Source organism: Bradyrhizobium sp., from assembly GCF_036735945.1.
Lineage (GTDB): Bacteria > Pseudomonadota > Alphaproteobacteria > Rhizobiales > Xanthobacteraceae > Bradyrhizobium.
In genome coordinates, this window is the sequence record NZ_DAINNI010000143.1 from 1 (window position 1) to 11,242 (window position 11,242).

Annotated in this window: 11 protein-coding genes and 1 pseudogene; 3 read left to right on the top strand and 9 right to left on the bottom strand. The window is 63.6% G+C overall.

The genetic code is table 11. The features are described 5' to 3' along the window. The 4 genes from V7E26_RS26340 to V7E26_RS26355 all read right to left on the bottom strand — a co-directional run. Positions 1-881, bottom strand: an 881-nt coding sequence (locus V7E26_RS26340; RefSeq protein WP_324421938.1) for a dihydroxy-acid dehydratase domain-containing protein, incomplete at its 3' end; no start/stop codon positions are given. After that, positions 878-1,741, bottom strand: coding sequence for an ABC transporter permease (locus V7E26_RS26345; protein WP_324421940.1), 864 nt, complete (start codon positions 1,739-1,741; stop codon positions 878-880). The genes V7E26_RS26345 and V7E26_RS26340, both read right to left, overlap by 4 nt. An 11-nt stretch (positions 1,742-1,752) precedes the next feature. Then, positions 1,753-2,517: an ABC transporter ATP-binding protein gene (locus tag V7E26_RS26350; RefSeq protein WP_324421942.1), complete on the bottom strand. Its 765-nt coding sequence runs from the start codon at positions 2,515-2,517 to the stop codon at positions 1,753-1,755. Between the two features lie 5 nt (positions 2,518-2,522). Beyond that, a complete protein-coding gene (locus V7E26_RS26355; protein ID WP_442893486.1) occupies positions 2,523-3,527 on the bottom strand; it encodes an ABC transporter substrate-binding protein in 1,005 nt (334 codons plus the stop codon). Between the two features lie 125 nt (positions 3,528-3,652). Between V7E26_RS26355 and V7E26_RS26360 the strand changes: the two genes are divergently transcribed. The 3 genes from V7E26_RS26360 (at position 3,653) to V7E26_RS26370 (ending at position 8,580) form a co-directional block, all read left to right on the top strand. After that, complete coding sequence (locus V7E26_RS26360; RefSeq protein ID WP_324421944.1) at positions 3,653-4,369, top strand: GntR family transcriptional regulator; 717 nt, start codon at positions 3,653-3,655, stop codon at positions 4,367-4,369. Positions 4,370-4,585: 216 nt separating this feature from the next. Beyond that, positions 4,586-5,008 carry a response regulator gene (locus tag V7E26_RS26365; RefSeq protein WP_324421946.1) on the top strand — a complete coding sequence of 141 codons (423 nt, stop codon included), beginning with the start codon at positions 4,586-4,588 and terminating at the stop codon, positions 5,006-5,008. Positions 5,009-5,073: 65 nt separating this feature from the next. Continuing rightward, positions 5,074-8,580 carry a PAS domain S-box protein gene (locus V7E26_RS26370; protein WP_324421948.1) on the top strand — a complete coding sequence of 1,169 codons (3,507 nt, stop codon included), beginning with the start codon at positions 5,074-5,076 and terminating at the stop codon, positions 8,578-8,580. A gap of 27 nt (positions 8,581-8,607) precedes the next feature. Here V7E26_RS26370 and V7E26_RS26375 read toward each other — a convergent pair whose 3' ends face one another. The 5 genes and pseudogenes from V7E26_RS26375 to V7E26_RS26395 all read right to left on the bottom strand — a co-directional run. After that, positions 8,608-9,246 (bottom strand): response regulator transcription factor, encoded by a 639-nt coding sequence (locus tag V7E26_RS26375; protein ID WP_324421950.1) that lies wholly within the window; start codon positions 9,244-9,246, stop codon positions 8,608-8,610. A gap of 260 nt (positions 9,247-9,506) precedes the next feature. After that, complete coding sequence (locus V7E26_RS26380) at positions 9,507-9,830, bottom strand: PilZ domain-containing protein (protein ID WP_324421952.1); 324 nt, start codon at positions 9,828-9,830, stop codon at positions 9,507-9,509. Positions 9,831-9,833: 3 nt separating this feature from the next. Next, positions 9,834-10,703, bottom strand: coding sequence for a CheR family methyltransferase (locus tag V7E26_RS26385; RefSeq protein ID WP_324421954.1), 870 nt, complete (start codon positions 10,701-10,703; stop codon positions 9,834-9,836). Further along, complete coding sequence (locus tag V7E26_RS26390; RefSeq protein WP_324421956.1) at positions 10,684-11,112, bottom strand: response regulator; 429 nt, start codon at positions 11,110-11,112, stop codon at positions 10,684-10,686. Before V7E26_RS26390 ends, V7E26_RS26385 begins: the two co-directional genes overlap by 20 nt. A gap of 26 nt (positions 11,113-11,138) precedes the next feature. Beyond that, a pseudogene (locus V7E26_RS26395) lies at positions 11,139-11,242 on the bottom strand (chemotaxis protein CheW); the annotation flags it as partial.

Below are 11,242 nucleotides of genomic sequence, written 5' to 3' on the forward strand. Positions count from 1 at the left end.
CCGATGTCCTGGCCGGCGCGGCGGGCCTGCGCGATCAGATGGATGATCGCATTGGTCGAGCAGCCCATCGCCATCGCGACCGTGATCGCGTTCTCGAACGCTTTGCGGGTCTGGATCTTCTCCGGCGTCAGATCCTCCCACACCATCTCGACGATGCGGCGGCCGCATTCCGAGGCCATGCGGATGTGACCGGCGTCCGCGGCGGGGATCGAGGAGGCGCCGGGCAATGTCATGCCGATCGATTCTGCAATCGCCGTCATGGTCGAAGCCGTGCCCATGGTCATGCAGGTGCCGTAGCTGCGCGCGATGCCGGCTTCGACGTCGACCCAGTCCTTGTCGGAGATTTTTCCGGCGCGCCGCTCGTCCCAGTATTTCCAGGCGTCCGAGCCCGAGCCCAGCGTCTTGCCCTTCCAGTTGCCGCGCAGCATCGGCCCCGCCGGCAGATAGATCGTCGGCAGGTTCATGCTGGTGGCGCCGAGCAGCAGGCCCGGCGTGGTCTTGTCGCAACCGCCCATCAGCACCACGCCATCGACCGGATGGCCGCGCAGCAGTTCCTCCGCATCCATCGCCAGCATGTTGCGATAGAGCATGGTGGTCGGCTTCAGGAAGGATTCCGACAGCGACAGCGCCGGCAGCTCCATCGGAAAGCCGCCAGCCATCAGGATGCCGCGCTTGACGTCGTCCACGCGGCTCTTGAAGTGCATGTGGCAGGGCTGCGCATCTGACCAGGTGTTGAGGATCGCAATGACGGGCCGGCCCTTCCACTCCTCCGGCGCGTAACCCATCTGCATCGCGCGCGAGCGGTGGCCGAAGGCGCGGAGATCGTCGGGCGCGAACCAGCGCGCGCTGCGGAGGTCGGCGGGGTTCTTCCTGGCTGTCATGACTGGGTGCCCCATTTCTGAACGGTGTTGCGCTCGATCGTGCGGAAGATCAGGTTTTCCACGATCAGGCCGATGATGATGACGGTCAACAGGCCGGCAAACACGGCAGGAATATCCAGCAGGTTGCGGTTCTCGAAGATGAACCAGCCGAGCCCGCCCTGCCCCGACGACACGCCGAACACGAGTTCGGCGGCGATCAGCGTGCGCCAGGCGAACGCCCAGCCGATCTTCAATCCGGTGAGGATCGAGGCGAAGGCCGCCGGGATCAGGATGCGGAACACGTAAGGAAGACCGCGCAGGCCATAATTGCGCCCGACCATGCGCAGCGTGTTCGACACGCTCTTGAAGCCGGAATGGGTGTTGAGCGCGACCGGCCACAGCACCGAATGGATCAGCACGAAAACGAGACTGCCATTGCCGAGCCCGAACCAGATCAGCGCCAGCGGCAACAGCGCGATCGCCGGCAGCGGATTGAACATCGCGGTGATGGTCTCGAGAAAATCCGTGCCGATCCGGGTCGAGATCGCGAGGATGGTGAAGATGGCGGCCAGCGCAATGCCGGCGGCATAGCCCATGAACAGCACCTTCAGCGACGCCCAGGCGCGCAGGGGAATGGTGCCGTCGCGCACCTTGTCGAACATGGTGAGGATGGTGTCGTGGAAAGTCGGGAACAGCAGCGGATTGTCGAGAACGGTGCCGTAGATTTCCCATGCCGCGGCGAGGAAGATGATGATCACGGACTTGCGAACGAAGCCGTCGTTCCACAACACCTCCGGCACCGTCAGCTTGCGCTCGACCTCAGCCGGCACCGCCGCCGTCAGTTCGGCGGCATCGCGCAGCAGAATTCTGGCCTCACCCATCGCGCGCTCCCTTAATGTGCCGTGACGGCGTCGGCGAACAGCAGGTCGTGGATCTGCTTCTCCAGCCGCGCCGCGCTGCCGTCCTCGCCGGAAACCTTGTCGACATCGACCACCTCGGCCTTGACCCGGCCGGGATGCGGCGACAGCAGCAGGATGCGGTTGCCTATCTTGATCGCTTCGGCGATCGAATGGGTGACGAACAGGACGGTGAACCTGGTCTCCGACCAGAGCTGCAGCAATTCGTCCTGGCAGGTGCGCCGCGTCAGCGCATCGAGCGCGGCGAACGGCTCGTCCATCAGGAGAATGTCCGGCTCCATCGCCATGCCGCGCGCGATCGCGACGCGCTGCTTCATGCCGCCCGAGAGCGTATGCGGATAGGAATCGACGACGCGGGTGAGGCTGACCTTCTCGATATAGGCCCGCGCCCGCATCTCCGCGTCCTTGCGCGGCAGCTTCCGCGTCATCAGAAGCGGGAACATCACGTTTTCCAGCACCGTCTTCCATGGCAGGAGCTGATCGAACTCCTGGAAGATCATCATCCGGTCAGCGCCGGGCTCGGATATCTCCCGGCCCGAGATCCGCATCTTGCCCTCGCTCGGCTTCATGTAGCCGCCGACCGCCTTCAGCAGCGTCGACTTGCCGCAGCCGGAGGGACCGAGCAGCACGAAGCGATCGGAACGGTCGACCGAGAAGCTGACCCGCTCGGTCGCAGTCACCACCGCGCTCGAAGTCTTGTAGCGCAGCGTTACGTCGCTGACGTCGAGAAGCGCGGTCATGTCGATCAATTGCCCTTCAGGTCGTGGGCAACAGGCAGATAGTAGTCGGTGAAGGCCTTGGGCATGGTCTTCAGCGTGCCGACCTTGTGCAGATGGGCGGCGAACTTCATGGTGCCCTGCGGCTGCAGGTTCCACTCCATCATGCCGGGCTCCTTGAGCCACGCCAGCAGGTCCTCGACGCTGGTCTTGTCGCCGGTGACTTCCTTGTAGATCTCGACCGCGGCCTTGGTGTCGCTGCGGATCAGGTCGTGCGCTTCCTTGGTGGCGTCGCGCACCGCCTGCACGATCTTGGGGTTGGCGTCGGCGAACTTGGTCGTGGTGAAGAACTGCGCCTGGCTGAGCGGCCCGCCCATCACGTCGGGCGACGACAGCACGACATGCGCGCCGGGGACATTCTTCAATTCGAGGAAGGTGAACGGCGGAATCGCAAAATGATTGCGCACCTCGTGCTGGGCATTGGTCATCGCCACATAGGCATCAGGATGGCCGAGCTGCACGGTATTGGGGTCGAGCTTCGACCACTGGTCGGCGCCGAACGCTTCGCTGGCCGCGATCTGCAGCACGATCGCCTGGGTCGAGACCTTCACGGTCGGCACCGCGATCTTGTCGTTCGGGCCGAAATCCTTGATCGACTTGATGTTCGGATCGCGGCTGATCAGCGTCATCGGCTGCGCCGAGGTGGCGACGATGCCCTTGACGCCGCCGCGGGTGCGATCCCACAGCAACAGGAGATTGCCGGTTCCGGTGTTGAGGATATCGACGCTGCCCGCGAGCAACGCGTCGGTCTGCGCGCCGCCACCGCTCAAATTGACCCATTTGGTGGTGACGCCGGGAACGCCGAGAGCAGCCGCGTGCTTCTCGATCAGCTTGTTCTTTTCCATGATGTGCGAGGGCATGTAGAAGATGCCGGGCTGCCGCGACAGCGTGACTTCCGATTTCTGCTGAGCCGAAGCCTGCGGACCCGACAGCAGCATCAGCATCGCAACGGCGCCCGCGCAGGCGCTCCACATCCGGCTTTTCATTGCGCGTTTTTTCATTGTGCATCTCCTCCGGCGTCGCGTTGACGCTTTGAGGCAGATGCACTAATGTACTAGTGCATCTGAAGCAAGCCCTTTCTCCAACGGCCGGCCGCCCGATGGCTTCTCCGCAAATCGTCTCCCGCCGCGCCCCGCGTTCCGCCGGTCGGCTGGATCGCGACCGCCAGGCCGCGCCGCAGGTGTTCGAACGCCTTCGCGGCATGATCATCTCGCTGGAGCTGCCGCCGGGTTCGCCATTGTCGCGCGCGGCGCTGGCTGCCCAGTTCGGCGTCAGTTCGACGCCGATCCGCGACGCGCTGATGCGGCTGGAGGAGGAAGGGCTGGTCGACGTCTTCCCGCAATATGCCACCGTCGTCAGCCGGGTCGACATCCGCCTGGCGCAGCAGGCGCATTTCCTGCGGCAGGCGCTCGAACTCGAGATCGTGCGCGCCCTCGCGCTGCAGCATGACAAGGCCCTCGTCGCGGCACTCAACGCCACGATCGTCCGCCAGCAGCACCATGCGAAGGCCGGCGACTTCGAGCAGTTCATGACCGCCGACAACGAGTTCCACAGCCAGCTTTACATGGCTGCCGACAAGCAGGACATCTGGTCGCTGGTGCGCAGCCGCAGCGGACATATCGACCGGCTGCGCCGGATGCATCTGCCCTCTCCCGGCAAGGCCCAGGACATCGTGCGGCATCACAAGCTGATCACGAAGGCGATCGATGCGGGAGAAGCGGAGGCGGCCCAGAAGCATCTGCGCACCCATTTGTCCGGGACGCTCAGCGAACTTTCCCGAATTCGGTCGCGTTACCCGGAATATCTCAGCAACTGACTCTCGGCGCGCAAGACGTGCCGGCGAATTGGTCCCGCGCCTGCCCCTTCGTCCTTGTTTGCACGTCAGGATGCGGATACCAGCGAATTTTACCGGCTTTTAACGAAACGATCGGAACGTTCACGCGGGTGACGCGGTTGCGACGACACGAGGATTCGGCAAAATTCGCAACCTTGCCATTGAGCCGATTCCAGCGGGACCCGGAGAACATTTGCTTTGGCAAGAATACTGGTCGTGGATGACGATGCAGCGGTCCAGATGACCGTCCGCCTGTTGCTCGAACGGGCCGGCCACAGCGTTGCCACCGCGGATAACGGGCGAAAGGGCTTGGCCCTGTGCCAGAGCGGAGAATTCGACCTGTTGTTCCTGGACATCTTCATGCCGGGCATGGACGGATTTGAGACCATGCGGATGGTCCGCCAGCAGCAGCCGCAGCTTCCGATCATCGTCATCTCCGGACGGCCGATCTCGCCCGAGGCAGATTCGGCCCCGGACTTCCTGACCATGGCGATCAAGCTCGGCGCCGTTTCCAGCCTGCAGAAGCCGTTCCGGCCTGCCGACCTGCTGGCCGCCGTCACCGGTTGCCTGGAAGCCGCCCGGCGCGGCTCGCGCGCTGCCGGTGTTGCTTCCTCCCCGTAATGCGCCATAGCATCCGATTCGTCCGGCGGGTCGCCGGACCGAAGCGGAAGGCGGCGAACACCGACATGACGCTCACGACCAGGCTGGCCATCGCGATGATTGCGCTGGTTGCGATCGCGGTTTCTGCGATCGGATGGCTGAGCTATCGCAACCTTGAACAGGCACTCCTGCAGCGTACCCGCGACCGCATCGAGACGCATTCGCGGCAGATCGCGACGGATCTGGAATACTACGCCTCCAGCGCGACCGGAGACGTCATTGGCTTCCGTTCCGCGGTGGCGCTGAACGGGCTGGTCCGCGCCTACAAGGCAGGCGGTACCGATCCGATCGATGGCGTCTCCGAAAAGACCTGGCGTGACCGGATAGCGACGCGTTTCGCCGCAGAACTCGAGGCCAAGCCCAGCTATTCGATGTTCCGGATCATCGGTCTCGACGACGGCGGCCGTGAGCTGGTTCGCGTCGACCGCAACGGTCCGAACGGCACGGTCAGGATCGTCGCGGAATCGGACCTGCAGCAGCGGGGCGACCGCGACTATTTCAAGCAGACCATCCGGCTGGGGCCCACGCAGCTCTACGTCTCCCCGCTTGATCTCGACCGCCTCAACGACCAGATCGAGGACGCGCACCGGCCGACCATTCGCGTCGCGACGCCGATCTTTACAAATGAGGGCGAGCCGTTCGGCATTTTCCTGATCAATGTCGACTTGCGGCGCGCCTTCGACCGTGTGCGATCGGCGGTGTGGCCGGGTGAGACCATCTACGTGGTCAACCGGACCGGCGACTATCTCGTTCACCCCGATCGCTCGCGCGAGTTCGGCGCGGTGCTCGGCAAACCCACCAACTGGAAGGCCGATTTCCCGGAACTGGCGCAGCAGGCCGGGGCCAGGCAGGGCAGCGCCGATATCGTTCTGGACAACGCCGCCCGATCCTACGGGATTGCGTTCGCTCCCACGGTTCTGGCCGGCTCCGAATGGATTGCCGTGATCGAAACCACGCCCAACGCCGTGATCATGGCGCCGGCCGCAAGCATCAGGAATACCTCGCTGCTGGTCGGCGGCGTCGCGGTGCTGAGCGCGGCGGTGCTGGCATTGCTGATCGCGCGGTCGCTGACGCGGCCGATCGTCCGGCTGACCGAGGCCGTTCAAGGTGCGGCCAGCAAGGGCAAGGTCGCCATTCCGATCGACGCCCGCGGCGAGACCGGCGTGCTCGCCCGCGCATTCGCGCAAGCGATCGAGGAGATCAACGCCAAGAGCGCGGCGCTGCAGCAGGAGGTGCAGGAGCATCGCCGCACCGTGGCGGCGCGCGACCATCACGCCGAACGGGAGCAGCTGTTCAGCGCGGCCGTCGAGTCCTCCAACGACGCCATCATAACGACCTCGCTCGATGGCACCATCACCGGCTGGAACTCGGGCGCGGAGCGGCTGTACGGGTATACGGCTGCGGAAACGACAGGCAAGAACATCACCCTTCTCGTTCCGAAAGACCGCCTGCCCGAGGTGCATGACACGTTGCGCCGGATCGGCTGGGGCGAGCGCATCGAGCAGAATGAAACCGTCCGCCTGCGCAAGGACGGCAGCCAGATCGAGGTCTCGCTCGTCATCTCGCCGATCAAGGCGCCGTCGGGTGCCATCATCGGCATCTCGAAGGTGGCGCGCGACATCACCGAAGCCAACAGGACCAGGCAGGTGCTGCGGCAGCAGACCGAGGAGCTCCGGCGCATTTTCGAGACCTCGCAGGATCTGATCCTGGTGATGGATTCCCGCGGTTTCCTGGTGCAGGTCAGCCCGAGCTGCGAAGCCATATTGGGCTATCGGCCGGAGGAAATGATCGGCCACAGCGGGGCCGACTTCATTCACCCCGACTTTCTCGAGAACGCGCGGCTGGAAATGCGCGCGGCACGGAGCGGGCTGCGCCAGAAGATTTCCGATACCCGCGGCCTGCACAAGAACGGGCGCGAAGTACGACTGTCATGGCTCGGAGCGTGGTCGGAGCCGGCCAAGCGGTTCTTTTACGTCGGACGCGACATGACGGAGACACATCTGGCGCAGGAGACGCTGCTCGAAAGCGAGCGGCTCGCGCGCGGCATCATCGACACCGCGCTCGATGCCTTCGTCCAGATCGACGAGAAGGGCCTCATCCGCGACTGGAACGCGCAGGCGGAAAACATCTTCGGCTGGGCGCGCGACGAGGTGCTCGGCAGGAACGTGTTCGACCTGATGGGCCGCCAGGATGGCGAAGGGCCGCTCAGGATAGCCCTGCAAACCTTCCTGCAGTCCGGCCTCGAGGTGGTCCGCCAGCCTCGCCGCGAACTGCCGATCAGGCGGCGCGATGGCAAGGAGATCATGGCGGAGCTGAGCATCGCCTCGCTGAAAACGCGCAGCGGCTTCGTGTTCAACGCATTCGTCCGCGATCTCACCGACAGGATCGCCGCCGAGGACAGGATCCGGCAGGCCGAGAAGATGGAGGCGATGGGACAGCTCACCGGCGGCATCGCACACGACTTCAACAACATCCTGACGGTCATCACCGGAACGATCGAGATCCTCGCCGATGCCGTCAAGGGCCACCCGCAGCTCGCCGCGATCACGCAGATGATCGATGAAGCGGCCTCGCGCGGCGCCGACCTCACCCAGCAACTGCTCGCATTCGCGCGCAAGCAGCCGCTGGAGCCGAAGGTGACCGACGTCAACATGCTGATCATCGACACCACGAAGCTCCTGCAGCGAACGCTTGGCGAGCATGTCGAGATCGAATCGGTGTTCGAAGGCGAGACCTGTCCGGCGATCGTCGATCCCAACCAGCTCGCCACCGCGATCCTCAATCTGGCCCTCAATGCCCGCGACGCGATGCCCGATGGCGGCAAGCTGATCATCGAAACCGGCTTCGCGGTGCTCGATGAGAATTATGCGAGGATGAACAGCGACGTGCGCCCCGGGCGCTACGCCATGATCGCGGTGAGCGATACCGGGACGGGCATTCCGGCCACGATGCTCGACAAGGTGTTCGATCCCTTCTTCACCTCAAAAGGTCCCGGCAAGGGCACCGGCCTCGGGCTCAGCATGGTGTACGGCTTCGTCAAGCAATCGGCCGGCCACATCATGATCTATAGCGAGGAAGGCCACGGCACCACGATCAAGATGTATCTGCCGCCAGCGACGGGCACACTGCCGGTGGCCGGTTCGACGCAGGCGCCCGCCGTCGAGGGCGGTCACGAAACGATCCTGGTCGTGGAGGACGACAAGCTGGTGCGCGACTACGTGCTGGCGCAACTGCATTCGCTCGGCTACGTGACGCTGGATGCGGCGAATGCGGCGGAAGCCCTTGCGCTGGTTCACGCCGGCCACGCCTTCGACCTCCTGTTCACCGACGTGATCATGCCCGGCATGAACGGACGCCAGCTTGCCGACGGTATATTGAAGGTCCGCCCGGGGCTGAAGGTCCTGTTCACCTCGGGCTATACCGAGAACGCCATCATTCATCACGGCCGGCTCGACGAGGGCGTTTTGCTGCTCGCCAAGCCTTATCGCAAATCGGACATGGCGATCATGATCCGCAAGGCGCTCGCCGGGTAAGGCAGACCTCTGCCTACAGACCGCTGCCTACACCTGGCCCTGCCGCTGGGTGGTCATCACGATGCGGACCAGGTCGGCGGCGTTGCGCGCGCCCAGTTTCTTCATGATGTTGGCGCGGTGATCCTCGATCGTGCGAGGGCTGATGCCAAGTTGCCGCCCCGCTTCCTTGTTGGAAGCGCCGGCCGTGAACTGCTCCAGTACCTCGCGTTCGCGCCGCGTGAGCGGCTCACGCCCCGGAAAATGCATGGTCGCAATGCGCGACGGCGCGTTTTGCGCCTGCCGGCGCGCATAGGCTTCGATCGCCTCTTCCAACCTTGCCACGATTTCGCTGCCGCGGAACGGCTTCTCGATGAAGTCCAGCGCGCCATTCTTGATGGCGCTGACCGCCATGGCGATATCGCCCTGCCCCGAGATCATGAAGATCGGCGCCGGGTAGTCTTCACCATGCAGTTCCTTCAGAATGTCGAGACCCGATTTACCCGGAATATGCACATCGAGCAGGATGCAGGCCGGCGTCCGCGTTCGCGCAATCGCCAGCAAGGCGGCGCCGTCGGCGAAGCAGATGACCTGATAGCCGGCCGCCGACAGTACCATCGAAAGCGTGTCGCGAACGGCAGGGTCGTCATCGACTACGAAAATCTCGCCGCGGGCGGCTTTTTCAGCCATGTTCCATCGTCCATGCGTGGTTGACTGTGACGCACACTCGGATAACGGTATTCAACACCATACCGGACCGTATTTGTACGGGACGACAGCTTAGCGCACAAGTAGCAACGCACACCTAAAAAGCAACTATGGGCACACTTATGAATGCAACAGGTTGCGCCGTTGCACGCGCAGCCGATGACAACCCGAGGGTTCCAGCAACGTCGTCGTGCCCGACGATCTCAGTACTGCGCCAGTCGAACCGAGCGGCGCGATTGTTCCTAATGCATCGCGTCTTCGGTCTTTGACGAGGTCCCCGACTTCTTCTTGCCGTGCTTGCCCCGCAGGAAGCGAATGTCCATTTCCGTACCGTTGACGCGAACGAGCTCGCACCGCCGGTAGGCGAGGCCGGTCGACGACAGCAGCAGGAAGAACTCCTTGAGGTTGAGACCCTGAATGGAGCCTTCCACGGTCAGCGTGGCGTCAGTGTCCGAGATCGAGTTGAGCTGGCAGTCCCGGCGCCATGTGCCGTCGATTGCCATGAGGCAGACGTCATAGCCCCGGCTGAACGTAACTCGCTCTCCGCCCTTGCCGTCCTCTGACATGGCTCACCGTCCCGCCATTGCTGCGATCCTTGGGACCGCGCCACCCGCCGCCGACGCTGCGCGCGTCCCGCTCGGACGATAAAGGCCGCGCTTGTCCGGGAACGGCTTGAACACGTCAGTCAGGCCGACAACGGTTTCCGCCGCGCCCAGCACCAGGAAGCCGTCGCCTTCCATTGACCTGGCGAGGCGGCCGAAAATGTTGACCTTGGTCTCCTGATCGAAATAGATCAGCACGTTCCGGCAGAAGATGACGTCGAAGGCGCCAAGCTGGGAGAAATCGTGCAGCAGGTTCAGTTGCCGATGCTGCACCATGGCGCGCAATTCGGGATTGATCTGCCACAATTCACCGTTCTGCTTGAAATATTTGACAAGCAGTTGAATCGGAAGTCCGCGCTGAACCTCGAACTGGCTGTAGATGCCCGACTTCGATTTCTCGAGCACCTCCGTCGACAGGTCGGTCGCGACGATGTCGATCCGCCATCCGGCAAGCGCCGCGCCCATTTCCTTCAGCGACATCGCGAGCGAATACGGCTCCTGGCCGGTCGATCCCGCGGCGCACCATATCCGGATGCTCTTGCGGGCGGCGCGCGCCTTCAGCATCTCCGGCATGATCGTCTCGCGGAAATGTTCGAACGGCACCTTGTCGCGGAAGAAGAAGGTCTCGTTGGTGGTCATGGCTTCGACCACCTGCGCAGTGAGCGCCGACGATCCACCCTTCATCCTCTGCACGAGTTCGACGATGCCGGGCAGACCGCATTTGCGCGACAGCGGCAGCAGCCGGCTTTCGATCAGATACTGCTTGTCTGCGGACAGATCGAGACCGGAATGGTCTTTCAGGATCTTGCGCAGGTACTCATAGTCTGGCGGGGTCACGGGAGCCTCTCAAGGGCAAGCAAATGAGATTCAGGTCAGGCTCTTCGACCAGACCAACTTCCTGAAATTTTGCCGTGACGATGTCCCGGTCGAACGGCTTCATGATGTATTCATTGGCGCCGGCATGGAGCGCGCGCGAAATGTGATCCATGCTGTTTTCAGTCGTGCAGAACACCACCTTTGGCCCATCGCCGCCTGGCATACGACGCAGATTGCCGAGGAACTCGTAGCCGTCCATCACGGGCATGTTCCAGTCGAGCAGGACCGCATCGGGCATCTGGCCCTTGCACGCCTCAAGCGCCTGCTCGCCGTCCTCGGCTTCGGTGATCTGGAAGTCCATCTCTTCCAGAATGCGCCGCGCGATCTTCCGCACGGCACTGGAATCATCGACCACGAGACAGGTTTTCATTCTTGTCTCCTTGCCGGACGCGCAGATCACGCTGCCATGGCGGCATTGGGCGCCAGTTCGAGAACGCGATCGATATCGAGAACGACCATCAACTGGCCGTCGAGGCGGTGCACGCCGCCGGCGAGCTTGG